This window comes from Selenomonas oralis (assembly GCF_051603425.1).
GTDB lineage: Bacteria > Bacillota > Negativicutes > Selenomonadales > Selenomonadaceae > Selenomonas > Selenomonas sputigena_A.
The window spans coordinates 1,126,554-1,152,123 of record NZ_CP194411.1 but is presented as its reverse complement, the minus strand read 5'-3'; the positions used below and the strand labels follow the sequence as shown (position 1 = coordinate 1,152,123).

23 protein-coding genes and 1 CRISPR repeat array are annotated in these 25,570 nt (G+C 56.5%); of the genes, 8 read left to right on the top strand and 15 right to left on the bottom strand.

The genetic code is table 11. The features are described 5' to 3' along the window. The first annotated feature begins 201 nt into the window (after window positions 1-201). Window positions 202-1,245, top strand: coding sequence for a DUF3644 domain-containing protein (locus tag ACRTGH_RS05425; protein ID WP_368847536.1), 1,044 nt, complete (start codon window positions 202-204; stop codon window positions 1,243-1,245). A 221-nt stretch (window positions 1,246-1,466) separates the two neighbouring features. Next, window positions 1,467-2,810 carry a recombinase family protein gene (locus tag ACRTGH_RS05420; protein WP_438474777.1) on the top strand — a complete coding sequence of 448 codons (1,344 nt, stop codon included), beginning with the start codon at window positions 1,467-1,469 and terminating at the stop codon, window positions 2,808-2,810. Window positions 2,811-2,887: 77 nt separating this feature from the next. Beyond that, window positions 2,888-4,335: a CRISPR direct-repeat array (repeat unit 33 nt; unit sequence ATTTCAATCCACGCGCCCCGTGTGGGGCGCGAC). 159 nt (window positions 4,336-4,494) lie between these two features. On the opposite strand, the gene cas2 is transcribed toward ACRTGH_RS05420, so the two are convergent. From cas2 to rpsF, 11 genes are all read right to left on the bottom strand, one after another. Continuing rightward, window positions 4,495-4,785, bottom strand: coding sequence for a CRISPR-associated endonuclease Cas2 (gene cas2, locus ACRTGH_RS05415; protein WP_368847534.1), 291 nt, complete (start codon window positions 4,783-4,785; stop codon window positions 4,495-4,497). Between the two features lie 27 nt (window positions 4,786-4,812). Beyond that, window positions 4,813-5,844 carry a type I-C CRISPR-associated endonuclease Cas1c gene (cas1c, locus tag ACRTGH_RS05410; RefSeq protein ID WP_368847533.1) on the bottom strand — a complete coding sequence of 344 codons (1,032 nt, stop codon included), beginning with the start codon at window positions 5,842-5,844 and terminating at the stop codon, window positions 4,813-4,815. A gap of 3 nt (window positions 5,845-5,847) precedes the next feature. Beyond that, window positions 5,848-6,507 carry a CRISPR-associated protein Cas4 gene (gene cas4, locus ACRTGH_RS05405; protein WP_368847532.1) on the bottom strand — a complete coding sequence of 220 codons (660 nt, stop codon included), beginning with the start codon at window positions 6,505-6,507 and terminating at the stop codon, window positions 5,848-5,850. Then, window positions 6,507-7,391, bottom strand: coding sequence for a type I-C CRISPR-associated protein Cas7/Csd2 (gene cas7c / locus ACRTGH_RS05400; protein ID WP_368847531.1), 885 nt, complete (start codon window positions 7,389-7,391; stop codon window positions 6,507-6,509). The genes cas4 and cas7c overlap by 1 nt, the downstream gene beginning before the upstream one ends. Then, entirely contained in the window at window positions 7,392-9,131 is a 1,740-nt protein-coding gene (cas8c, locus tag ACRTGH_RS05395; RefSeq protein ID WP_368847530.1) for a type I-C CRISPR-associated protein Cas8c/Csd1, read from the bottom strand. Continuing rightward, window positions 9,132-9,788 carry a type I-C CRISPR-associated protein Cas5c gene (cas5c, locus tag ACRTGH_RS05390; RefSeq protein ID WP_368847529.1) on the bottom strand — a complete coding sequence of 219 codons (657 nt, stop codon included), beginning with the start codon at window positions 9,786-9,788 and terminating at the stop codon, window positions 9,132-9,134. It abuts the gene before it with no gap. A gap of 267 nt (window positions 9,789-10,055) precedes the next feature. Then, complete coding sequence (gene cas3 / locus ACRTGH_RS05385) at window positions 10,056-12,338, bottom strand: CRISPR-associated helicase Cas3' (RefSeq protein WP_368847528.1); 2,283 nt, start codon at window positions 12,336-12,338, stop codon at window positions 10,056-10,058. Between the two features lie 36 nt (window positions 12,339-12,374). Then, complete coding sequence (locus tag ACRTGH_RS05380; protein ID WP_368847527.1) at window positions 12,375-13,976, bottom strand: ClC family H(+)/Cl(-) exchange transporter; 1,602 nt, start codon at window positions 13,974-13,976, stop codon at window positions 12,375-12,377. Between the two features lie 71 nt (window positions 13,977-14,047). Next, the gene (gene rpsR, locus ACRTGH_RS05375; protein WP_009646569.1) at window positions 14,048-14,281 is read right to left on the bottom strand and encodes a 30S ribosomal protein S18; all 234 of its coding nucleotides are present in this window, start codon (window positions 14,279-14,281) and stop codon (window positions 14,048-14,050) included. A gap of 18 nt (window positions 14,282-14,299) precedes the next feature. Then, entirely contained in the window at window positions 14,300-14,731 is a 432-nt protein-coding gene (locus ACRTGH_RS05370) for a single-stranded DNA-binding protein (RefSeq protein ID WP_368847526.1), read from the bottom strand. 21 nt (window positions 14,732-14,752) lie between these two features. Continuing rightward, window positions 14,753-15,094 carry a 30S ribosomal protein S6 gene (gene rpsF, locus ACRTGH_RS05365; RefSeq protein WP_368847525.1) on the bottom strand — a complete coding sequence of 114 codons (342 nt, stop codon included), beginning with the start codon at window positions 15,092-15,094 and terminating at the stop codon, window positions 14,753-14,755. Window positions 15,095-15,433: 339 nt separating this feature from the next. On the opposite strand from rpsF, the gene fliD reads away from it, so the two are divergent. Beyond that, window positions 15,434-16,252: a flagellar filament capping protein FliD gene (gene fliD, locus ACRTGH_RS05360; RefSeq protein ID WP_368847524.1), complete on the top strand. Its 819-nt coding sequence runs from the start codon at window positions 15,434-15,436 to the stop codon at window positions 16,250-16,252. A gap of 262 nt (window positions 16,253-16,514) precedes the next feature. Here the strand turns inward: fliD and gdhA are convergent, their stop codons facing one another. Further along, window positions 16,515-17,864 carry an NADP-specific glutamate dehydrogenase gene (gene gdhA, locus ACRTGH_RS05355; RefSeq protein WP_368847523.1) on the bottom strand — a complete coding sequence of 450 codons (1,350 nt, stop codon included), beginning with the start codon at window positions 17,862-17,864 and terminating at the stop codon, window positions 16,515-16,517. A gap of 344 nt (window positions 17,865-18,208) precedes the next feature. Here gdhA and ACRTGH_RS05350 point away from each other — a divergent pair, with 344 nt between their 5' ends. The 4 genes from ACRTGH_RS05350 to thrS all read left to right on the top strand — a co-directional run bounded on the left by ACRTGH_RS05350 (window position 18,209) and on the right by thrS (window position 21,238). Then, window positions 18,209-18,646 carry a DUF4236 domain-containing protein gene (locus ACRTGH_RS05350; RefSeq protein WP_368847522.1) on the top strand — a complete coding sequence of 146 codons (438 nt, stop codon included), beginning with the start codon at window positions 18,209-18,211 and terminating at the stop codon, window positions 18,644-18,646. Window positions 18,647-18,755: 109 nt separating this feature from the next. Then, window positions 18,756-19,028: a type II toxin-antitoxin system Phd/YefM family antitoxin gene (locus tag ACRTGH_RS05345; RefSeq protein WP_368847521.1), complete on the top strand. Its 273-nt coding sequence runs from the start codon at window positions 18,756-18,758 to the stop codon at window positions 19,026-19,028. Continuing rightward, a complete protein-coding gene (locus ACRTGH_RS05340; protein WP_368847520.1) occupies window positions 18,997-19,278 on the top strand; it encodes a Txe/YoeB family addiction module toxin in 282 nt (93 codons plus the stop codon). The genes ACRTGH_RS05345 and ACRTGH_RS05340 overlap by 32 nt, the downstream gene beginning before the upstream one ends. Before the next feature lie 178 nt (window positions 19,279-19,456). Then, entirely contained in the window at window positions 19,457-21,238 is a 1,782-nt protein-coding gene (thrS, locus tag ACRTGH_RS05335) for a threonine--tRNA ligase (RefSeq protein WP_368847519.1), read from the top strand. A 154-nt stretch (window positions 21,239-21,392) separates the two neighbouring features. Here thrS and ACRTGH_RS05330 read toward each other — a convergent pair whose 3' ends face one another. The 3 genes from ACRTGH_RS05330 to ACRTGH_RS05320 form a co-directional block, all read right to left on the bottom strand. Then, window positions 21,393-22,034 carry a PepSY domain-containing protein gene (locus ACRTGH_RS05330; protein WP_438474770.1) on the bottom strand — a complete coding sequence of 214 codons (642 nt, stop codon included), beginning with the start codon at window positions 22,032-22,034 and terminating at the stop codon, window positions 21,393-21,395. Between the two features lie 383 nt (window positions 22,035-22,417). Next, window positions 22,418-23,599, bottom strand: a complete 1,182-nt coding sequence (locus ACRTGH_RS05325; protein WP_368847517.1) for an iron-containing alcohol dehydrogenase — start codon at window positions 23,597-23,599, stop codon at window positions 22,418-22,420. Window positions 23,600-23,728: 129 nt separating this feature from the next. After that, window positions 23,729-24,604, bottom strand: coding sequence for a hypothetical protein (locus ACRTGH_RS05320; RefSeq protein ID WP_368847516.1), 876 nt, complete (start codon window positions 24,602-24,604; stop codon window positions 23,729-23,731). A 226-nt stretch (window positions 24,605-24,830) separates the two neighbouring features. On the opposite strand from ACRTGH_RS05320, the gene ACRTGH_RS05315 reads away from it, so the two are divergent. After that, window positions 24,831-25,538, top strand: coding sequence for an SIMPL domain-containing protein (locus tag ACRTGH_RS05315; RefSeq protein WP_368847515.1), 708 nt, complete (start codon window positions 24,831-24,833; stop codon window positions 25,536-25,538). The last annotated feature ends 32 nt before the right edge of the window (window positions 25,539-25,570 follow it).

The window sequence follows — 25,570 nt, the reverse complement described above, 5'->3', positions numbered from 1 at the left end:
GCGATTTGGGAATCGGTTCTACCGTACCCCCAAACCAACGATAACCTCTGTGCTAACCTAGGCACAGAGGTTATTCGTTTTAGATGTATATAACACAACACCCTCAATTAAACTGAGGACGCCGACAAATAAAAAGCCGCCCGCCGTGTTACCAACACGATGCGCGGCAGAAGCAGATGTCATAATCAGAGGAGCGAGATAGTGCACAGTAACGAAATGACCTTGACACAAAAACTTCTCGGAAAAAGCCAAGAGGCTTTTATTGTCGCGATCGAACTTTACAATAAACCCACCATTCGTTACAGAGTCGAAGGATTCAGCTTCTTTATCTGCAACGCGTGGGAGCTATTGCTCAAAGCCCACATCATGCAATCTTGTGGCGAAGATGCTATTTATTACAAAGACGATAAGCCACGCACAAAGTCGCTGAACGCCTGCATTAAAGAAGTATTCACAAACGACAAAGATCCTCTGCGGATCAATCTTGAAAAAATTATCGACTTGCGCAACATAAGCACACATTTCATCACAGAGGAATATGAGCAAATATATGTACCACTATTTCAATCCTGCGTCATCAACTATATGAACAAACTACTACAATTTTTCCATATCGACATCACCGATAAACTAGGCAGCAACTTTCTTACGCTTTCTGTAAGAATGGAAGAAGTAACAGAGGATTCCATACGCGCCAGATACCCAGACAGCTTGGCTGAACACATTCTGACAATCATGTCATCAATCGGCAGAACAATCAACACAGTGGATAATACTAATTTTGCCATTCCAGTTAAACACGATTTCTATATAACGAAAAAGCAAGGTCAAGCCGCTGCCAGTTTCTCTATCTCAAAGAACGCTGAACACGCTGCCTTCATTTTGAAAGAACGCCACGACATGCAAAAATCATGCCCCTATCGTAGGCGAGAATGTCTAGAGCGTATACAAGCGGTCATTGAGAAAGATAACATCCCCTTTGTAAATCCATTTACAGCAGACGAAAGCAAACGACACACGTTCAATGCGTTCGTCTTCAACCTTTTCGTCAAGTTTTATGATCTGAAAGGCGACCCTAGTCTCTGCTACGTCTATGATCGAAACACAAATCCAAACTATTCATACAGCGATAAAGCTATCAATTTGATTGTGGAGCAGATCAAAAAAGACCCTGAACACATCGTCCAGAGCCTTAAATCCAAAGTAGGGAAGCCAACCCCAGGGGCAAAGGATTCTAAGCCTTAAGCCTACTCCCATTCGGGAACCCAGCCTTATCCTTCACAAGTCAGCTCCTACACGCTTATTATCGCACAAAGCGATACAAAAATCAAATTAAAAAGCCGCCCACCGTGCGCCAACACAATGAGCGGCAGAAGCAAGCAATCCCGAGGGATATACTCGCCAATCCAAGCAAAAGTATATCACACCTCGGGGTCTATTACCACTGCCCCGGAGGTGTATTTTTTATGGCCACAAAAAAACGCGCGGCGCTCTACATCCGCGTATCAACAGATGAACAGGCACGCCACGGCTACAGTCTCGCCGAGCAAGAGTATGACCTGCGCCAGTATGCCGAGCGGCATAACTACCACGTCGTCGGCCTGTACGCCGACGAGGGCGCGACGGCACGCAAAGCTCTCAGCCGTCGCAAAGGCCTGCAGCGCCTCTTAGAGGACGTGCAGGCGGACACCATCGACATCATTATTTTCAAGTGCCTAGACAGGTGGTTTAGAAATGTGCACGACTACTATGCCGTGCAGGATATCCTAGACCAGCATAACGTCCTCTGGGAGTGCTCGCAAGAGGCGATCTTTAATACCACAACGACCAACGGACGCTTGATGCTCAACCTCAAGCTCTCCCTTGCGCAGCACGAGAGCGATCAGACCGGCGATAGAGTCCGCTACATCCACGAGGGGCTCCTACGCGAGGGCAGAGTCATCACAGGGCACATGCCGCTGGGTTACGTCATCGGCGAGGACAAGCGGATCCACATTGACGAGCCCGCCGTGCCCATGGTGATCGAGATGTTTCAGCATTTTGTCACGCACCGCACCGTTTTGAGTACCTTTAAAATGTTGAGGGAGAAATACGGCTACGCCAAAACGGAGGGCTCCATCGGCCGTGCTCTGCAAAACCGCGCGTACCTCGGCGAGTATTACGGCATCAAGGGCTTTTGTCCGGCGCTGATTGACGAGGGGCTGTTTGCTCAAGCCCAAAAGGTCTTTGCCGGCCGGACGCGCAATCCCAGCAGTAAAATGACGTATCTCTTTTGGGGGCTCCTGCGCTGCCCGGAGTGCGGTCGTCTGCTGACGCCGCGCAATCGCAAGCTCAACAACAAGATATACACCTACTACACCTGCCGCGACCACACGCACGGCAGGGGCTGCCCGCACAAGACTTATTGGCGCGAGGACCATGTCGAGGAGGCTCTGCTGACCTCGCTCAAGCTTGAGCTGCAGCGGTACCTCGCCGACGTCAAAAAGCTCACGCGCAAGGACGATGCCGATGCGCAAGTCACTGCTGAGGAGCTGCGCACAAAACAGGCACGCCTCAAAGAGCTCTACGTCGAGGGCTTGATTCAGCGCGACGAGTTTGACGTGCGCTACGCCGAGATCGACACACAGATCGCCGCCCTGCGCCCACGCACGACAGTCAACCTCGCCTACTTGGAGACCGTCGCAGCTGATAATCTCATCGACCGCTACGAGCATCTGAGCAAGCAGCTGCGCAAAATGTTTTGGTCGCGTATCTTAGACCAGGTGCGCCTCACCGGAGGCTCGCCAAGGCCCGTATTTCGCGCGTTTTGAGCGTCGCACTAATCTGCGTATCACGCCCCGCGTGGGGCGCGACGAACCGTCAGCGGCAGAGCCGCCCACGCAGCACCATTTCAATCCACGCGCCCCGCGTGGGGCGCGACCGCCGATGATGTTGTAGCGCACCGACAGCCCGTTAAAATTTCAATCCACGCGCCCCGCGTGGGGCGCGACGAGCGCTTAATGCTCGCCGGTGCGCCCACGAGATTATTTCAATCCACGCGCCCCGCGTGGGGCGCGACCCGTCATCTCCCGCTCCTGCGCGTCCAGCATCCGATTTCAATCCACGCGCCCCGCGTGGGGCGCGACCAGTCGAGGACGCGGGCGGCGAGAAGCTGTTTACAATTTCAATCCACGCGCCCCGCGTGGGGCGCGACGATGACGCCGAAGCAGCGCAAGGCCTACGACGAATTTCAATCCACGCGCCCCGCGTGGGGCGCGACCCGAGCAATGATGCCCTCACGGCTGCGGGATTTGATTTCAATCCACGCGCCCCGTGTGGGGCGCGACGGCAAGGGAGGTGGAGAGCGTGCAAACAACAATTATTTCAATCCACGCGCCCCGTGTGGGGCGCGACGATGAGCACCGACGACAAGCGGCGCATCCTCTTTATTTCAATCCACGCGCCCCGTGTGGGGCGCGACTCTCCAAGGTTCACTCGTCATGCAGCCGCCGTTTATTTCAATCCACGCGCCCCGTGTGGGGCGCGACGCGACGAGCTTTTCAAAAGCGGCATCGGCATCTGTATTTCAATCCACGCGCCCCGTGTGGGGCGCGACGCTGAGCGTTATCCCATAGGAGGCAAGGGGTACTAATTTCAATCCACGCGCCCCGTGTGGGGCGCGACGAAGAGCACAAAAAGAAGCAAGTCAAAATCATCATTTCAATCCACGCGCCCCGTGTGGGGCGCGACCAAGCTGGTCTAAATAGGTTTGTCCATACTTGTCATTTCAATCCACGCGCCCCGTGTGGGGCGCGACTATCCAATCGAAATGACGTTGCGAAATGCCCCGAATTTCAATCCACGCGCCCCGTGTGGGGCGCGACGGCAAACACACGGAGCAGGGCGTGTCGCGAAAAGATTTCAATCCACGCGCCCCGTGTGGGGCGCGACATATTGCCAAGCCCCAAACCTGCTGGCAAGGCTGATTTCAATCCACGCGCCCCGTGTGGGGCGCGACCATCACGGCATACAAAGAACGTATCAAGGCACTTATTTCAATCCACGCGCCCCGTGTGGGGCGCGACCCTGGAATTGCTTTTTTGTTGTGTTGTCTACCCGATTTCAATCCACGCGCCCCGTGTGGGGCGCGACTCGACAAGATAGAACTCTATGGCAAGCGCATCACCATTTCAATCCACGCGCCCCGTGTGGGGCGCGACAGTTATCCCAGTAGCCGTTTGGGAGCGGGTACGAATTTCAATCCACGCGCCCCGTGTGGGGCGCGACATCATAAGCCTTTAGGCGTAGACAACAACAGGAGTGATTTCAATCCACGCGCCCCGTGTGGGGCGCGACTGTGCCTGTTTACACGGGCTTAATTACAGCGGGCGCGCTATATTTTTCGCGAACCTCATTTTTGGCCGTGCTGTTACAGGCATTTTTCGTCGCAAAGTCCTCTGTGTGATACGGGTTCGCACAGAGATTTTGCGGCTATTCTCGCGAAGGAGATGCTTGCTACAGCATCAGAGTTCCTTCAGCCTCATAACTTGGTTTTGCACCGACGTGCTGCGTTTTTCCTGCGTATTTATTGCCCAAATTATAAAAACGCAGGCTGTCTTTTTCTTGGTCAATCAACGTTGTTAATTCATGCCGCAAGGTGCAGAAGCGCGCTTCATCGAGAACGCATTCAAACACGGAATTCTGCACGCGCTGTCCGTGGCGCACGCAGCATTTCGCCACTTTTCTCAAGCGTGTGCGGCCGGCAGGTGTTTCCGTATTGACATCGTATGTCACGAGAATCAACATTTCCGCCGCCCCCTCCATCTTTCCTGCTTATTTCCACAAAAACGCCGGATATTCCTCCAAGTCGCCGCGTAAATATCGTGCCAGCAGGAGGGATTGGGCATGGGGAACTAAGCCCCAAGGGAGTTTTTCCTTGAGAAACGGATGCGTGATCTGTTCCCGCTTCTTGTCCTGCCATTCCTTGAGGACGACCTTACGGCCAGCATCATTGAGCCAGACGGCGCCGTTCTCTTTTTTCTCAAAATGCTCCGGCTTGATGATGCGATTGTTGATCAGCGTGAGTACGAGACGATCGACAAAGAGACTTCGCAGTTCCTCCATGAGATCGAGCGCCAAGGATTCCCTGCCTGGGCGATCGCGGTGCAGGAAGCCGACATACGCATCAAGTCCCACGCCTTCCAACGCGGAGGCACAGTCATGCGCCAGCACGGTATAAAGAAAAGACAGCATGGCATTGACGCGATCGAGAGGCGGACGCTTGAGGCGGCCTTCCAGGGAAAATGCGTCCTTGTTCTGCAAAATGAATTGATTGAACAACGAGAAGTACAGACGTGCGGCATTTCCTTCAATACCGCGCATTTCATCAAGCGACTGCACTCGATGCAAGCTCTGCAGGCTGCTTTTGAGTTCCGCGCTCACTTGCGCAAGCGCCGTCAGATCCAAGCTCAGCGGATGGTCGCGCTTCATCCTTTCGACAAGGGTACGCGTGTTGAAGATTTTCCCGAAAAGGAAATCCGCCGCGAGTTTCGCACTCTCCGCATCATCTTCCGAGCGGCGATACTGCTCCTTGCGCAGGAGCACATTACCTCGCACTTCCCCACAGGAGCGCGCAAGGAATCGCCCGCGCGGACTGAAAAAGCAAAGCCCGATTTTCGCTTGGGCGCACGCGCCCATCAAGGCAGGGCTCGCGCCCTTATAGGTGAAGCAAAGGATATTTTCCAAAGTGAGCAGCGGAATCCGTCCCAGCACTTTTTCTTCCTGCAGTACAACGACATTCTCATTTTCCAAAGCCACATACGCATCTTCGGTCAAAATGAACAGGGTATTGAGCATATGACGCATAGCTCACACCCCCTTCAAGGCAGCTGCATAATAGTCGGAAACATCCACCGCTTTTTCCAGCTTCGGCAGGCACAGGTCTTTCAGCGAACAGCTGCGGCATTTTTTCGTCACCTTGACCTTGGGTGTCGCTCTGCGGGAATATTCCTTGTGCATCTCAGCGAGCGTATGCAGAACGAACTCTCGCAAATCTTGCGTGATTTCCACCTTCTGCCGTCGATGGATTTCATCATAGAAGAGGTAACCGACAGGGATATGACAGCAAAGCATTTCCTCAAGGCAAAGCGCCTGCAGGACGAGCTGTGAAACATCCTCCTCGCCGTCTTTCGGCTTGCCGCACTTGTATTCAACGGGAACGGGACGCCAAAAGCCTTCCTGCCCGTGCAGTCGCGCGCCTGTCTTTTCCCTGTGAAATTCCACGACATCCGAGACGCCGCTCACACCGAGCTTTGCCGAGGAAATGCGCAGAGCGCGCGCCACGAGCAAATCCCCGCGCGATTCGTGCAGGCTGCCGTCATGACATTTCTCGTGGACAATCTGCCCCTCAACTGTGCGCAAGTTTTCCTGCCATTGCTGCTCGATGTGAATGAGCGCCCACTGCCTGCGGCAAAAGAGGAAATGCTGGATGCCGGCGACATCCAGCCACTCCTCTTCGCGATATGCCATCAGCTCATGCGCGTGCAGGTCACACCTTCCGGCAGATCTGCTTCGTCAACGGTGACCTCATAATCCTGATAGCTGCGTGCCGGCTCCTCCGCCGCCTTCTTTTTGACATGAATGCGCTCAAAAAGCTTGTAGGACGGCGCATTGCCGAGCTCACTCTCGTGGCGGAAGACGATGAGCTCGCGCGTCGCCATATTGCCACGCGCCGCCGAGCGGTCAAGCTCAAACATGCGCAGAATCGCCTGCCACAAGAGCGTCAAGTCCTCTTCAGAAAAGCCCGTCGTCTTGCGCGCGAGGTTTGCCGAGACATAGCCTTCAACCTTGTAGAGTGCATAGGGTACGATGAACTTTCGGCCGATTTCCGTCTTCTTCGTCTGCGCGTCCTTCACCGTCGTGATCGCCGTGCGCGTGATGGTGATCTCCTGCGGCAGAATGGGATCAATGCTGCGCGCAAAGCCGAGCTGCACGGGACCGCGCACCTGCCCACAGTTCAGCGCTCCCTGCACGAAGGTCGTCATGACGGCGCCGAAGGTGCGGATATCGAAGAAATTGCTGCACATGAAGTCGCGAATCTTGCCGTCGATTCCAGGATCCGCCGCCTTGACCTTCTTGATGTCCTTGATGCCGAGGTGGTCACAGGCCTCTTGGTCGCTTTGAGCGAGCGGCACGTTTTCCTTGATGTAAATGCGATAGCCCGGCTTCCCTTCCTGCGCCGTTTCCACGTAGTTGCGAATCTTCCGCTTGAGGCAAACGTCAGTGACCAGTCCGTGTCCGGTCTCTTGATCGACGCGCGGCATGTTGCCCGCATCGGGATCGCCGTTCGGATTGCCGTTTTCTACATCAAAAAGAATGACAAAATCATACCGATTTTTGATTGCTTCCGCCATTTACTTTTCCTCCTTCTTTTCGTACCGCTTCTGCTTCTGATGATAGTAACCAAGGATGAATACGCCCTGCTCCTCAAGCGGCAAATGACGCGGCATATCCTTAGCATCCAGCTTTCCCATGATCTCCGACAGCTTCTTGTCCAAATAAACTCTGGGAGCCATTTCCAACTTTTTCAAGTGATGAAGCGCGAGCTTCTGCAGCATTGGGAACACGTGCGCCGGCGTTCCACAGGCAGAATCAAAGAAACGGTCGCGAATCGTCGCCTTGATCTCAGGATTCGCTTTCTCCTGCACCTCTTCTAAAACGGCGAACCAGCGTCCGAGCAAGTAAGCAACATCGGTCGAGTTTTCATCTAATGCCACAGCGATCTTCCTCCCTCGATTTCGCATCAAATATGCTTTCAAAAAGCCGGCGCGCCTTGCATTGATTTTCCGCTCCCCCTGCTCTGCATGAATGCGCAGCAAAATGTTTTGGAATACGGACACGGGATACTTGCCGCCGGTCAAAACGGCCCGCAGCATGGCTCCTGCCATGATGGGAGAAGCCATCTTCACCTTGGCGTTGGGATTCACCGTTTCACGCAAGAGCTCCCACAACGGCACATTGCCGCGCGTCTCCCAGCTCGGGCGGACAATCTTCATCTGCTCCATGTGCAGGGCGAGATTCTTCAAGAAATCCCCGAAAGAACCTTGCAGGAAGAAGCGTACAGAAAGCCGCGCCGCATTGGGCGCCAGACCCAGGATATAGAAAGGGTTGGCATAGGAGATTGCCACGCCCTCGTAGTCGATAGTCGCCCCTGCCTGCACCTTTTTCAGCACGGCGTCCAGCAGATCATCGGTCATCTTATCTTCATCGCCGAAAAGCATGCCGCAAAGCAGGTCTTGTGCCGCCTCGCTCTCCTCCTCGGCCCAATAGACCATTGTCGTGTCGCCTATGATCTTCGTATGCTCGCGATCAGCAAGCAGGGCATTGAGCGCCGTGCCGTAGGCAAACGCCGCCTTCTTCGACACGGGAGCATTGCCGCCCTGCTCGCCGTCGTGACCGTAGGATTCGTAGGCATTGGCATTGAAGGAGACGAGCATGGCTCCCGTTGCTTGGGCGCCGCTGACTCCTTTGAGCGCCGGATGCTTGACGGCGATCGGCGCCAATGTGCCCGTCACGAGGCAGCGGCGTTTTTCCTCAGCGCCGCTCGCATCGAGATGCATTTCCCACGCCTCACGCACGGCCGGCTCTTCGTGCACGAAGGTGCTCGCCACACGGAATACGAGATTCGCCCCGGCAAGAATCTCATCGGCATAAGACGCGAGAGCCGGATGCGTGCGCACCATCGATTCACCGCCCTGCCAGTGCCCGAAAAAAGCGATGACAGCGCGAGCAGCGTCCGACCCGGCACCATCCAGAATCTCCTCGTGCAGGGCCTTCGCAGCCGCAAAGCATTCTGCCGTACGCTTGGGCTTTCCTTTCAGATCAGCGCCTAAAAAATACGACGAATTATCGCAAAGGAAAAACGGGGCTATGCCAACCGTCCTCGTTTCTCCTGCCGGAACAATAAGTTCCTGCGGTCGATTCACTTCCTTCTTGCCGCGCAAAACCTTCTGGATGAGCGGCAATACTTGAAGCAATTCTCCTTCTTTGGAAAGCAAGAGCGCAAAGGAAACATTACGCTTCTCCCAACCATCTCTGGGCAACCGTCCCTCTTTGCACTCCGTCTCATATCTTTCAACCAGTGCTTGGAGCATTCAACGATACACCTCGCAATCCCTAAGATCGAGCACGCCGTCCACAAGCTGTGCTTGGAAAAACATCGGCTGAAGATTCTTAGGATCCGAGTAGTCGATATCATAGAGCATAAAGCCCAGATCTTTCGTTTCCCCATTTGTCGGCGGAAGCTCCTCTTCCTCGTACAGCCGGAAGCGCGCGGGAAACTCACGGCAGCCCAGATACGGTGCATGATAGCACTGTCCCTTGCGTGCGCGTCGGCAGAACATCTCACGGAATTTCCCCTCGTTGTCCGATGCCGATGCCTTCTCCGTCATCTCGAAATGCGCTTCGATGATGTAATGCGGTTCCTTCAAGATGGTGGCGGCACGCTGCTGGATATCCTCCTTCGTGGACTGATAGAGTTCCCCACGCTCTTTCTCCGCAAAAGCCTTCACCGTACGCACAGGAATCTTTGCCTTGAGCTCATTGCGGCGGACGTTGGTAAACTGAATTTTAGATAGGATAAACATCCTATCTATACGCCATTTTAGGCCCGGATGCCAAAACACGGCTTCCAAGACCCCTCGCGCTGCGCTCGGCGTCATGACGGCGTAGGAAAAGCGCTCCGCCTTCAACTCCGGCCGCGTGAAGCAAGCCGCTTCGCCCCAAACCTCAAGGCGAACGCCATAAGCCATAAAATCACCTCCATATATTTTTCTTTTGATAAGTAATATTTAAATAAAGAATAGCACAAAGAATTACACCTGTCAATCCAAAATTCTATAAATCACTAAGAAAATTGACAGAAATACATAGAAATAATAAAATGATGTTGTCGTGAAGATTATATCTCACGAGGATTGAAATTTTTGTTAAGTCACATGGTCGAGCGAAAGCGGGGAGATTTTTTCAAATCTCCCCGCTTTCGTCTGTACGGAGAAACACGAGTCCATGCAGCGAATCTACAGGAACACGCCTTCGCCCTCGCCAACATTATTCGACAGTCCCTTTTGCGCGTCATACGCCTTCATATCCACAAGCACAGCGAGATTTTCATCGAGCATGCGAATCTTTCCCTGCGCGGCAAGCTGTTCGAACGGCGCTTCGGCATAACCCGTATAAACGGTTACGATGTAGCGTCCAACCTTGCGCATAAGCGAACGCGATCTCTCTCCTCGTTCCAGCCGCGCCAAGAGAGCCTGTCCCTCCTCAGATTGCGGAATGAAGATCGGCTTGGTACGATCCTCGATCAGGCGAACGTCGTCTGCAATATTGGCAAAGGCAAACTTCCCCGACTGCCCCATGATGTCTTTCTTGTCCAGGCGATTCTTGCCGCTCAAATCGTAAAGCTCTTCAAAGTAGCGGCGAATCGCTTCGGGACTTGCCAAGTCCTTGCTGAAGCTTCGTGCCACATTCTTCGTGATCTCGGCCGCCAGCTGCGCATTCCTCGCCAGCTTTTCCAGAGAAAATACATGCACTACGCTTTCCTCTGCCGAGCTCCTGCCCTCGCGGTTGCAGCGGCCTGCCGCCTGCACGATGCTATCGAGGCCGTTGATCTCGCGGTAGACGCAGGGGAAGTCGAGGTCGACGCCGGCCTCCACGAGGCTCGTCGAAATGACGCGGCACGGCTTGCCGTCTTTGAGCCGTGCGCGAATCTCTTCCAGTACCTGCTCGCGATGCACGGGATAGAGATTCGTGGACAAGTGGTACGTTCCTTCGTCTTCCCGCAGCAAATCGAAGACACTCTGCGCCGTCTTTTTCACATTGACGATGCAAAGCACCTGCTCATGAGCCGCCAGCTCTTCGGCAAGCTCCTCTTCCGTCATCGCCTCTTCGCGCAGCTCGATCTTCGTGCGCCGGAAAAATGCTGCATTTTCCATGAGCGCCGGGCAGATTTCCAGTGGCTGCATATCATCGGAGAAAAACTGTCCCAGAGGCGGCTGCGTCGCCGTGCAGAGCACCGCCGTACATGCATAGTGCCGCACGAGCGCCTCGATTGCGGCAAGCGAAGGACGCAAGTAATCAATCGGAATCATCTGCGCCTCATCGAAGATCACGATGCTCTCGGCAAGATTGTGCAGCTTGCGGCATTTCGACGGGCGATTGGAAAAAAGCGATTCGAAAAACTGCACGTTCGTCGTCACGATGACGGGCGCATCCCAGTTCTCCGTCGCCAGACGCTTGCGGTTCATATCCGTATCCTGCACATCGTCATAATCCACATTCTGATGATGCTCGACGACACTGTCCGGCCCCAACAGATCCCGAAAGACAGCCGCATTCTGCTCGATGATCGACGTATACGGTATGACGTAGATGATGCGCCTGCGCTTCCTCTTGGCATGAGCGGCATAATGCAGGGCAAACGCCAAGGAAGAAATCGTCTTTCCACCTCCTGTCGGTACGGTCAGCCGATATAAATTCCCTTTTGCCTCTTTGCCCGCGGCGATGCTCTCGGCGAGGAGCGCGGAGCGCTTTTCGTTGATCGGCAATTCCAACTTCCGCTTCTCTTTTTCCGTCTTCGGCTGCAAAAATTTCTCTTCAAGGCTCTTCTGCAGACGTCCGAGCAATGTTTCCAAAGAAGCAAAACCTTCCCGTTCGACATTCCCCGCCGACATGAAAGCTTCCGTATCGAGAAAATCCGCATCGACGAGACAGGAGAACAGCATGCGCGTATAGAGCATCGCGGAAAGCGGCGCACGCGCGGCTTGCGCCAACAGGAGCGACGGCGGCAGGGTCTGCGGCAGGTCGGCCTCGTGATAAGCACGGCAATCGGGCAGATTCCGTCGCTTGAGCCTGCCCAAAAGCGTGCCTTCTTCCGCTGTATTTGCCGGCGTCCCCTGATTCGGTATGCCGCCATGATGCCCTGCGATGCAGAACGCCATCACCTGCGCCATGCCTCTAGCAAGCCTTCTGCTTTGCTCATCATCCGCTCTCTGCCGCAGCTTCACGATCTCCTGCGCCCCTGCCGTCGAATGGTCGATGCGCCCCCTGCGCCTTTTCTTCTCCTCCTCGTCCGCGCGCAGATACGCTTGAAACTCGTGCGAATACTTGCCGATATCGTGGTACAAGCCCAAGAGCCTCCCCATCGCCTCCTCGCCGAAAGCGGCGGCAAAGCGTCCCGCAAGATCGGCAACGCCCGTCAGATGGTCGCGCAAAAGCTGCTCGCGTCCCGTTTCCTCATCGAGATGCCCCAGGAAGCGAACCTTCTCGCCCCCTTTATCCCCGGACATCGTTTTTTCCATATCCCATACCTCCATCCCTTCGACAACGCCGCGCTCCTACAGCTCCTCGCCGTGCCTTTCTGCGCTGCCCTGCGCCAACGAACTTCCCTCTGCAGCCGCCTGCTCCAGCGTCTGCAAATCTCCCTCGTCGGTCAGCACATAGAGGAAATCGCCTGCCAGAAGACGCAGGGCTCCCTGCGGCAAAAGCTCCTCACTGCCGCGGCGCACATTGAGGACATGCGCCCGGGGCGGCCACGGGATTGCCGCGATCGTGCGGTTCGCAAGACGGCTTCCCGCACCGACATGGATTTCCGCCATGACGTGTCGTCCCCGCTTCGCCGCCTCACCCTCGCACAGGCGGCGCGAACGCTCATAAAGCTCATCATATACAGGCCTGCCTCCCGTCAGGTCGTTCACGAGCACGGCGGCGGCAGCAACGCAGACGACAGCCAGAAGATGTTCGAAAGAGCCCGTGATCTCCATGATAAAGACGCTGCCCGTCACCGGCGCCTTGATGCTGCCCGAAAAAAAGCCCGCCATGCCAAAAATGATGAACGTCGGACAGAGATCCGGCGGCAAAAAACCGAGCGCCGCCGCCCCCGCCGCAAAAACTGCGCCCGAAAGCGCTCCCAGCACGAGCACGGGCAGGAAGATGCCGCCCGGCACACCCGAACCATAGCAAACACCAGTGAAAAGGAACTTGCCGATCAGCAGCAAAAAGAGCGCCGCAGGCATGACTTGTCCCAACACGAGACGGTTGACGAGGAAATTGCCGCCCGAAAGAATATCCGGCAAGAAGAAGCCAAGGATCCCCGCCGCCAGAAACGGCAGAGCGACGCGCAGCCAGTCGGGAACGCGCAGCCGCGCCCAGGCGGCAAGCGAGCGGAGCAAAAAAGCGTTGAAGAGCCGTCCTAGGCCGCCCGAAAAAATGCCGAGCGCAAAAAGCAAAAGATACATCTCACCAAGCGGCACAGCCGCAACAGGGCCGACCGCAAACATCGGCCCGACGCCGAAGACCTCCTGCGTCACGAAACCCGCCGCAATCGCCGCACCGAGCACCCCCATGAGCACCTGCTGCGAGAAGTTCTTCGCCAGCTCCTCGAAAGAAAAGACGAGGCTCGCCAAAGGCGCGTTGAAAATGGCGGCGAATCCCGCCCCAGCGCCCGCCGTCAGGAGGAAGCGCTCCTCGCTGTTCGAGCGTCCGGCCGTGCGGCTCACACCTGCGCCCACGCAAGCGCCAAGCTCCACGCTCGGCCCGCCGCGCCCGAGCGAAAGCCCCGCACCGATGCTCAGTACGACGCCGACGAACTTCCCCACGAGAACCCGCGCCCAACGAAGCCGCGTCTCCCCGCGCAAAATCCCCTTGATATCCGGAATCCCTCCGCCGCCGACCATCGAATCCAGCCGCATCATGCGCCAAACGATAAAGGACAGCCCCCAGAGGAAAAGGAACCACCCCACGGTCCAAAGCGGGCCTGCCGTCCGCAAAAACGCATAGACTTCGGGGCGAAGCCAGTCGGCTCCTTCCAAAAGCACATGGTAAAGGGCGATGACCGCCCCGGTCAAAGCGCCGATCAACAGCCCGTCCAGAAACAGGCGCAGGCGAAAATGCGCCGGCTCAGACAAACAGACGAGCGCGCGTCCCATATTCTCCGGCATACTCCCACCCCCAACAAAAATGAACATCCGGCCAAAACATAAAAAAGAGAGCCTTTCGGCTCTCTTTTACCTTACTCCGCGGTAAACGGCAGCAGCGCGATATTGCGCGCACGCTTGATGGCAAGCGTCACCTGGCGCTGATGCTTCGCGCAGTTGCCCGAGATGCGGCGCGGCAGGATCTTGCCGCGCTCCGTGATGAAACGGCGCAGCTTCGCAACATCCTTATAGTCGATGACTTCTACCTTATCCACGCAGAACGTGCAAACCTTGCGGCGCGAACGTCTGCCTCTGTCACGTCTGATCAAATCAATTCCCTCCCCTGTTTAGAATGGGATCTCCTCTTCGGCTACGGGAGGGCCAAAGGATTCCTGCCCGGCAGGCGGCGGACCGCCCTGCACGGGAGCATGCGCGGCATCGGAGCCGCCTGCGCCCTGCGGACGCGAACCGGCGAACTCGATATCGTTCGCAACGACTTCAGTCACATAGCGCTTCGAGCCATCCTGCGCATCGTAGCTTCTCGCCTGCAAACGCCCCTCAACGAGGATGCGGCTTCCCTTCGTCAGGTAATTGCCGCAAAACTCCGCGGTCTTCTCCCATGCAACGATGGAAATAAAATCGGCAGACGGCTGCTGGTCGTTGTTCCTGCCGAAACGGCGGTTCACCGCGAGCGGGAACGACGCAACGGCCTTGCCGCTCTGCGTATAGCGCACCTCGGGGTCACGAGCGAGATTGCCGGACAACAGAACCTTGTTCATGGCATTTCCTCCCCTGAAAGCTTACTCTGCTTCGCTTGCCTCTGCACCCTCGTCAGCCTTTTCCTGGGTAGCGGCGGCGAGCTCCTCGGCACGAACGATCATATGCTTCAAGAGATCGTCCGTGATCTTCATCACGCGGTCGCACTCCTTCATGCAGGCCGGCTCGGCCGTGACATTGAGCAAGCAGTAGTAGCCGTCCGTATAGTCCTTGATTTCATAGGCCAGACGCTTCTTGCCCCAACGGTCTTCCTTATCGATGACGCCTCCGTTTGTCTGGATGAGCTTGACGAACTTCTGGATCACTGCGTCCGTCGCATCCTCCTCCATCGGCTTCACGATGAAAATAACCTCGTATTTCCTCACAAAAACACCTCCTCTATGGTCTGTGGCTCCTAAGGAAGCACGAATGAGGCAGCACCGCTCTGACACGGGCTTCCTTTCATCCGCAGTTCCCTAACGGGAGCAGGGAAGGCTCAAAATAAAATTCGAACCAACTGTCCTGTGACTAAGTGATTATATCACAAGAAACAGCGCTCCGCAAGGGGAATTCCCGATGGATAAACCGTTCCGGCGAACCTATAAATGGATGGACGGACTTTTCTGCTTCAAAAAACCTAAAGAAAATCCGCTCATCTTTCGATATAGTATGAAATGGATTGTTTTCGCTGAAAATTTTTGCATCCTCGAAAGGAGCGGCTCATCATGCCAACGATATATTCCATGACAAATACAAACTACGGCCTGTACCGCTTTGCCCAAAAGAGCGGCTACGCGCTCTTCGGCGGCAGCAACGGCCCACAGGGTACAAACCCGCTGTTTGGCGGCAAAACCTCACGCGCCACAGGCGGCCTCTCGTCCCTCCTCGGCTCACAGGGCTTCGGCAGCAGCATGTATTCCGTATTCAACCTCAAGGCTCATACGCGCGCCGTCCTGAATTCCTACAAAGAGGCCTCGGAAGGCTTCTACAAGACGTTCGATACGGCGATGGACGAACTCTCGAAGAGCGCCGCGACGCTCAAGAAGATGGACTACCATGTCGTCGGCGCCACAGAGGATGACACAAAAAAGAACACGGAAGCCGCACTGAAGAATGTCAAGGACTTCGTATCGGACTACAACGACACGATCAAAATGTTCGGCGACTACTCCGAAGTCTCGAGCCGTGCCTCCGGCATGCAGAAACTCTTCGGGGACGCCTCCTACAAAGCCGACACGCTGAAGCAGATCGGCATCACGGTCAACTCCACGGCAGGCACGCTTGCCGTCAACGACGCAGCGCTGACGAAGGCGCTGAAGGAAGAGCCGAACCGCGTCGAGAACATCCTCGGCAAGAACGGCCTTGCCGGAGCCGCAGAAAAGAAAGTCGACTTCGCTAAGACGCAGCGCGACAAGATCTTCCCCTCCGCACAGCAGATGCTCGGGCAGAACTACCAGCGCGCGCTTGCCTACACATCCGCCGGCTCTTTGACGAGCATGAATTCCTATGCCAACGTCGGCACGCTGCTCTCGCTCTTCTTCTGAAAGAACGCCTGCTCCATGATTGTGCCGCCCGTCCATAAGGCAAAGAAATAACGACACATTTGCAGCCCGTCCATGAGGATGGGCTGTTTTTTTGCACCTTGCCCAAACGCAACGCGCTTTTCTGCCGCCCTCCTGCACGTCCCCAGGCGCAAAGATGCGCCGCCGGCAAAGGAAAAATCCCCCTGCGCACAATATCTGCGGCAGGGGGATTTCTCTTTGCTTCCGCTTCCTTTTATAAAAGCAGCTGTCCTGTTTTATTTTCTCAGACAATGCCCTGAGCGATCATCGTATCGGCGACATGGAGGAATGCCGTGATATTGGCGCCGGCGATGAGGTTGCCCTTCTGGCCGTACTTCTCCGCATTCTTCTTGGAGTTCCGGTAGATGTTCTTCATGATGCCCTTGAGACGCTCGTCGACTTCCTCGAACGTCCAGTGCAGACGCTCGGAATTCTGGCTCATCTCCAGCGCGGAGACGGCGACGCCGCCGGCATTTGCAGCCTTCGCAGGTCCGAAGAGCACGCCCTTTTCCAAGAGATATTCCGTCGCATCGAGCGTCGTCGGCATGTTCGCACCTTCGCCGACGGCCATGACGCCGTTCGCCACGAGTGCCTTCACGCCGTCGATGTCAAGCTCGCTCTGCGTCGCGCACGGCAGGGCGATATCACACTTGACCGTCCATACGCCCTTGCAGCCTTCGTGGTACTGGGCGTTCGGGCGCTTTTCGACATACTCCTTGATGCGGCCGCGGCGCACCTGCTTGATCTCCTTGACGAGCGCGAGGTCGATGCCGTCGGGATCGTAGACGTAGCCGTTCGAGTCGGAGCAGGTCACAGGCTTGGCGCCGAACTCGATCGCCTTCTCGATCGCATACGTTGCGACATTGCCCGAACCGGAGACAACGACCGTCTTGCCCTGGAGGCTCTGGCCGTTGTCCTCGAGCATCTCCTTCATGAAGTAGAGCAGACCGTATCCCGTCGCCTCCGTACGCGCGAGGCTGCCGCCGTAGCCGAGCCCCTTGCCCGTCAGGACGGCGGAGTCAAACGAGTTGACGATACGCTTGTACTGGCCGTAGAGGTAGCCGATCTCGCGGCCGCCCACGCCGATATCGCCCGCCGGCGTATCCACCATCGAACCGATATGACGGTAAAGCTCCGTCATGAAGCTCTGGCAGAAGCGCATGACCTCGTTGTCGCTCTTGCCCTTCGGGTCGAAATCCGAGCCGCCCTTCGCGCCGCCGATCGGCAGGCCCGTCAAGGAGTTCTTGAACGTCTGCTCGAAGGCGAGGAACTTCAGGATGGAGAGCGTCACGCTCGGATGGAAGCGCAGACCGCCCTTGTAGGTGCCGACAGCGCTGTTCGCCTGCACGCGGTAGCCGCGGTTGACCTGCACCTCACCCTTGTCGTCCTCCCAGGGCACGCGGAACATCACGACGCGCTCCGGTTCGACCATGCGCTCTAGGATCTTGTGCTTCTTGTACTCGGGATGCTGCTCCAAGACCGGCACGATCGACGTCAGGACTTCTTTAACGACATTGTGGTACTCCTTCTCCTGCGGATCCTTCTTTTCGACATAAGCGAGAATATCCTCTACATACTGCTGCATTTCCGTCATGCGTATTTACCCCTTTGCTTTGAAACTTCATAAAGAAAAACTATCGTGCCCCTTAGCACTCATATATAATAACGCATGAGGAAGAAAATGTATACTCTTTTGCCGAGGTATTATGTATACATGTAAAGCCCGCGCGCCATATCTACAAAGCGGACGTTTGTGTGTTTAAGATGTATACGCTTTCCCCTGCCGCCGCGAATCGCCGGCATGCTTTGGCGCCATGCCCGTGCGCGCCTCCCTCTTCGCCGTCATGTGTGCAATCCATAAGGAACCCCTCCCATTATGCCGGAGAATCTGCTATCATAGAAAGAGATACCGAAGCATCTGAAAGGAGCGTCTTATCTATGGGATGGAGATTTCGCAAATCGATCAAGATTCTGCCGGGCGTCAAGGTAAACATCGGCAAAGAAGGCTTTTCGAGCGTATCCATCGGTACACGCGGCGCGCATATCACGATGGGCAAGAACGGGACGAACCTATCGGCCGGCATCCCCGGCACGGGGCTTTCCTACACCACCCGACTCGATCAGCCCGTCGGGCAGAACACCACCGAATGCCCCTACTGCGGACACCGTATGCGCAAGCAATGGGACGCTTGCCCCAAGTGCCGGCAGCCCTTGATTCAGCAGACGCCGCAGCCCGCAGCCGCCCATGCAGCGCCGCCGCAAGGGCAGCCGCCCGCCGGCAGCATCGCGCCGACATCGCCGACGAATCGTCGCGTCGGCTGCGGCGGCCTGCTCGTCCTGCTGCTTCTCATACTCGCGCTAGCTGCTCTAAAATAAAGGGAGCACGGGTACATTCATAAACACATAAATCGCACTTCAACGCATAAATCGCACTTCCTTTTTTTGTACAAAATATAGTACAATCAAAAAGAAAGGATGTGACAACATGGTAGCCGTGAACTATTCCACCCTTCGCAGCCATCTGAAAACCTACTGCGACCGCGCGACGGACGATGCCGAAACGATCATCATCACGCGCAAAAACGAGAAGAACCTGGTCATGATGGGTATGGACACCTACAATAACCTGATGGAAAACGTCTTTCTCATGAAGAACGCCGCCAATCGTCAGCACATCTTGAACGGAATCCATGAACTGGAAGCCTCTGCCACCGTAACGAAATCCGTTGCAGAAATGGCGAAACTGCTTCACGAATAGAATCTTCTCGCGCACTGCATGGAGCGATTTCATGGAATGGGTCAAGGAAGACCGCAAGATCGCCCGTAAGGTAGATGCGCTCCTAAACGACATCGAACGAAACGGGCACGAAGGAATCGGCAAGCCCGAAGCCCTCCGCCACGACTTCGCCGGATATTGGAGCAGGCGCATCACCGAGAAAGATCGTCTCATCTATCGCTTCGACGACAACAACATCTATATCGCCGCCTGCAAAGGTCCTTATGACTAGTCCGCCCCCTGCCCGCGCAGGGGCTTTTCTTTTCCCTTGAATCATCTCTGCCTCGAACCCCATGCCTAAAGTGTTTCGTGACAGATTCTGCATTTTGCACTATAATAGAAGAAACTATGCAGGCCGCCTACTTTATGCGCACCGCAGCCTGCAAATGTCTAGCAAAGGATGAAACATCATGGACAAAGAACAATTCCTGCACGTTTACCGCCACTCATTGGCGCATGTGCTTGCAAAGGCCGTCATTGAAGTTTTCGGCAAAGAGACGCAGTACGCCATCGGGCCGGAGATTGCCGACGGCTTCTACTACGACTTTCTCTTGCCGCGTGCGGCGACGAACGACGATCTCAAGACCATCGAAGAGAAGATGAAGGAGATCTTGAAGCGCAAGGAAGATTGGAAGCGCGAGGAGATTTCCAAGAAGGACGCACTCGCGCTTTTCCACGATCAGAAATTCAAAGTCGAGCTCATCGAGGATCTGCCCGACGACGAAACTCTCACGACATACCGCACGGGCGATGACTTCGTCGACCTCTGCCGCGGTCCTCACGTCGAGAACTCCGCCGCACTGCTGTCTGCCGCCTGGCAGCTTCGCTCCATGTCCGGCTCCTACTGGCGCGGCGACGAGAAGCGCGATGCACTCACGCGCATCTACGCCTACGCCTTCCCGACGAAGGAAGAGCTCAAGGCGCACCTCGCTTTCATCAAGGACGCACAGGAACGCGACCACAAAAAGATCGGGCCACAGCTCGACCTCTTCATGTTCGACGAAACGGCGCCCGGCATGCCCTACTGGCTGCCGCGCGGCTGGAAACTCTTCAACGCGCTGCTGGAATTCTGGCGCGGCATTCACGAAGCGCACGGCTACCAAGAGATCTCCGCGCCCGTCATCAACAACAAGCGCCTGTGGGTAACGAGCGGCCACTGGGCGCACTACAAGGAAAACATGTTCCTGATTCCCGGCGCGGACGGCGACATCGAGGCGGATGACACGTTTGCCATCAAGCCGATGAACTGCCCGAACGCCATCAAGATTTACCAGCGCAAGACGCGCTCCTACCGCGACCTGCCGATCCGCTACAACACGGTCGACGTCATCCACCGCAAGGAGAAATCGGGCGAGCTCAACGGCCTCTTCCGCGTGCAGCTCTTCCGCCAGGACGACGACCACACCTTCCTCATGGAAGACCAGATCGCCGCTGAGATGGGCGACATCATGGACATCGCCGACGAAATCTATTCGACGCTCGGTATGAGCTGCAAAGCGGAGCTTTCGACGCGCCCCGACGACTTTATGGGCGACATCGAGACTTGGAACGTCGCGGAAAAAGAGCTCAAGGCGATCCTCGACCGCAAGTACGGCGAGGGCAATTACGAAGTCAACGAGGGCGACGGCGCCTTCTACGGCCCGAAGATCGACCTCAAGATGAAGGACGCGCTCGGCCGCGAGTGGCAGGTCGGCACCCTGCAGCTCGACTTCCAGCTGCCGCAGAACTTCGACCTCAAGTACATCGCGAGCGACGGCAGCCACAAACAGCCCGTCGTGCTGCACCGCGCCATCTTCGGCTCGATGGAGCGCTTCATCGGCGTCCTCATCGAAAACTTCAAAGGCGCGTTCCCCTTCTGGCTCAGCCCCGTGCAGGTCGGCATCGTGCCGATCCGCCCCGAGCACAACGACTACGCGAAGAAGGTCGCGCAAAAGCTCTTCAAGAGCCGCATCCGCTTCGAAGTCGACTACGCCGACAAGAACATGCGCGAGAAGATCAAAGGCTTCAAGCACTACAAGGATCCCTACATCCTCGTCTTAGGCGACAAGGAAGCCGCGGAAAACACCGTCTCCATCAACGTGCGCGGCACAAACGAGCAGCTCAAAGACGTCCCCCTCGACACCTTCATCGAAATGTGCCGCACGATGAACGAAGAACGCAATTTGGAGCTCCTGACGAATGTTCCCGAGTAAAACTCGACAGATACAGGAACTTCCCATATTTTCCTGCATCATCCTGAACAGACGAAAACACCCGGCAAAAATTTGCCGGGTGTTTTTGTGCTTTGGAAATGCGCTTCTTTTGTGATAACCGCGACCATTCATCGCAGCGAAAGAAATGCTTCCCTCAGTCCATATCGTATTCTTTTTTCAAGATCACACCGTCCGAGGCGCGGATGTCGTATTCGTATTCCTGCTGGCCGATGTGGAGCTCGACTTCGTAGGTCATTTCGTTATTCTTTGTACGAAGCTTGAGTTCGTAGCGGTCGAGCGATTCCTGTGTGACGCCTGCATCCTTCAGGGCAAGTGCCATGGCTTTGTCGTCGCCGATGACCTTGTTGTCACGGATGAGCTTCTTCGTGCGCGTATGCCTCCAGGTCGATTCCTGCGTGCCGAGCAGCTCGCCTGTCCTCGCGTCATACTGCAAGTCGACGCCGCCTGCGTTCGTCTCCACTTCGACCTGATAGATGGGCATGAAGCCCCGGCTGTCGAACTTGATTTCGTAATTCGTGATGTCTTTTTCCTTGAAGCCCGACTGCTCGAATGCTTTCGCCTTCACCTCCTGGTAGGTGACGTAGATCTTTTCGGGTGCAACAACCTCCGCGGCAGCCTCTGCGACAGCCACAGGCCGGAGCTGCTCAACAACGGATCCCTGTCCGGCAGCCGGAACCGCCGGCGCTGCGGAAAAGAGCCCCATGCCATAGACACCGAAGGCGCCCAGCGTCAAAACGCCTGCCGCAGGGACGGCAATCCACCATTTCTTTTTCATCATCATTCGCTCCTCTCTTGTCATCAACTTATCCTAAAACAGCCATAGCCTGCTTATAGAAGCTATCGCTCAAGGAATCCCTTCAGGACATATATTCAGCCGCCGCGCGAAACGGCAGGTTTCTCTTTCAATGCCGCTTCTGGCGATGGCGTCAGCAAAGCATCAATCTGACAAATTTTATTTTACCATGAAGCCCCAAGAGGTCAAGCCGAAGGCGCAGACCGATTGGTTAGGTTTCTGTAAGGACGGCGCACAATGTCCACAAAGTGGACGTTTGTGCGTATAGTTTATCAGAGATTCCTTAAAGTGCCATAACGTCTTCCTAAACAAAAGCTAAATTCTTTGAAGACCCCGAAGCGGGCAAAAGAGCGGCGACTTCGTGCTCAATGGTTCGCCGCTTCGTATATTTGCAGTGCGAGCGCCTTGTCCACCGGGCGGAAGGAGCCGACCGTTTTCTTGCCGCCGTCCGTCACATTATCAGCCAGAGCCTTGAGCGCGGCCTTGTCCAGAACGCCGGAGGGAAGCTCGCCGAGGGAAACCGGCAGCTTCAGCGAGCGGAAAAATTCTTCCGTCTTTCGGATGCCGGCCCGCGCCCGCTCTTCCGGCGAGCCTGCATCGACATCCCAAACCTTTTCCGCATAGCGTGCGAAGCGCTCCGGCCGCTTCTCGTAGACGGCACGCGCCCACGAAGCCCAGAGCGCCGTCAGGGATTCGCCGTGGTTCGTATCGTAGCGTGCGGAAAGCGCGTGCCCCAGCTTGTGCACGGAGAAATCCTTCGGACGGCCCAGCCCCGTCAGGCCGCAGTGCGAGAGCGTTCCGCTCCACATGATCTCGCTCATCGCCTCATAATCCTTGTGATGCGCGAGAACCACAGGAGCATATTTCACGACGTTTGAAAGGAGCGTCTCCGCGATGCGGTCGGTGAGCTCGTTGCCGTCGACATGCGTCATGTAGCGCTCCAACGTGTGCATGATGATATCCGCGATGCCCGCTGCGAGCTGCGGCGAGGAGAGCGTAAAGGCCAGCTCGGGGTTCAGGATGGCAAAGGCCGGCTGGTTCAGCGGCGTATGGAGGCCGCCCTTCTTGCCCGCCTCCTCATTCGTCAGTACGGCGGAATCGCTCGTCTCACTGCCCGCTGCGGGAAGCGTCAGCACGACGCCGATGGGCAGGCTCTTTTCCAGCTTCGCCTTGCCCTCCCAGAATTCCCAGATGTCCGTCTGTGGGTTTGCCGTGCCGTGCGCCACAGCTTTTGCCGTATCAATGACGCTGCCGCCGCCCACAGCGAGGATGAAATCCGCCTCAAAGGAAATGGCCTCGCGGATTGCCTCCCGTGCGAGCGAAAGCCTTGGATTCGGCCGCACGCCGCCCATCACGCGAAAGGCCAGACCGTTCGCCGTAATCACGCGTTCGACGCGCGCCAGAAGACCGCTGCGGACGACGCTGCCGCCCCCGTAGATGACGAATACGCGATGCGCCCCGTACTTTTTCAGCAGTTCCGCTGTACGCTCCTCCGTCCCCCGCCCGAAAACGATTTCCGTCGGGCAGCAAAAGGAAAACTCCTGCATGTTGCCTCACCTCCAAAAGCGCCTGCCCATACGAACAAGCGGCTGTTTCCCCTCCATTATACCATAGATTGCAGAGCCACGGCTATACGGCGAAAGTGCGGTTGCCCGACGCACAGCACGCTTCTGCGGTCAGACCCGGCTCGGCCTCCTCCTTGCGTCCGAGCCGCCCGGAGCCGGCTGCAGCGGAGCGGGCGAGGCATCGTCCAGGCTGCCGCTGCCCGCCCCCGCCGGCCAATCCTTCTCCTCCCAGCCGTTGATCAGCATGTGCAGGAACGGCTCCGACGGGTTCTGGCTGTGCGTGAGCGTCCTTTCCGAGATGTCATTCGCCTCGTAAACATCCGTTTTGCCGCGCAGCAAAAGCACTTCAAGCAGCTGCGCCTTGTCCAGGTCGTCTTCCCCCGGCGGCAGATAGCATACGGCAATATCGCGCCAAGCGCCGTCCTCGCCGAAGCGCCCCACATCGTAAAGATCAGCGATTTCGAGGAAAAGCTCCGCCGCCCCCGGCAGCTGGCTCTCATTGGAAACGAGGATCATATCCTCGCTGCTGTCATAGCCGGGACGCGCCGCCTTCTCCTCCGGCGTCATAAAGCGCACGCCGTGCTTCTGCGCCAGCCTCTGCACCTTGCCGTTCAAGCTGTCGAGGCAGCGGCTGGGATAGTCCGAGTACCAGAAGCGCCCGCCCCGCACGTCAAAGGGATCCTGCATATGCTTGACGTTCGCATGGACGGTAAAAACAAAATCCCGCCCCTTGTCGCGGAAACTGTAGTCCACGCGCTTCCACGGCTTATCCTTCACGACAGTCTCACCGAGGTATTCCAGATCCATGGGAAGAGCATATTCCTCCTCCATCATCTGCCGCACCTCGTACGCCGTATACGGCTCGCTGTTCTCATCGCAGCCGCCTGTGAAAAAATAATAAAGGCCGTAAATCGTGCCGCCGATAAAAAGGCACAGCGCCCCAAAGCCGATCCCGATTGCCAACAATGCATCCTTGGGAACCTTCATCGCCCCATCCACTCCTTCCGGGCATATCTGTATCTGAGGTCATTATACGTTTCCTTATCCATGCCGTCAAGCCGCCGCCCATGCGCCTTTCCAACAAACTTCTAACGCACCCTGCCGGAGCGCTGTGCTATAATGGAAGCATATCCCAGCGCGGCGTCCCTATGGACAGCTCATGCAGCCGCAGAGCCGCCGCAGTGGGAAATCAGTCCGAAAAGGAGAGAACATCATGAACAAGAACGCCGTACTCTTTGCCCTCTTTGCAGGTCTCCTACTCCTGCTGCCGGCAGCCGCCCAAGCCGCTCCGGCTGAGCCGCCCGTCCTCATGGTCGACGGGTCAGGCAAAGCCGTCGTCTCCCCTGACCGCGCCACCATCTCCGTCGGCGTCGTCTCGCAGTCGGCAGACGCCAAGGAAGCGCAGGCCGAAAACGCCCGAAAGGCCGCCGCCATCCAGGCCGCCCTCGTCGCGAACGGCATCCCGCAGGCCAATATCCAGACGCGCGGCTATTACTTCCATCCGCTTTACGAAAGCCAGCAGAGAGGCCATGAAAACGATATCACAGGCTATCAGGCTGAAAACACCGTGACCGTCCTCGTCGAAGACATCACGGCCGTAGGCAAGGTCATCGACCTCGCCCTCGACAACGGCGCAAACAGCATCTCCTCTTTGGAGTTCAGCGCGAAGAACACGAGCAAGGTTCGCAAGGACGCGCTCAACGCCGCCGTGCGCGACGCCCGTGCCAAGGCCGATGAGCTCGCCGCCGCCCTCGGCCGCCGCGTCGTCGGTCTCAAATCCGTCTCCGAGAGCACCTATCCGCTCGCCAATCGCAGCCTCAACAGCAAGATGCTCTCCTCCGAGGCAGCCTCCACCCCGATCGCTCCCGGCACACTCGAAATGAGCGCCGACGTGCATATCGAATACTACCTGAGCGAATAAAAACCACGCGGGCAAACTCAAAAGGCTGCACA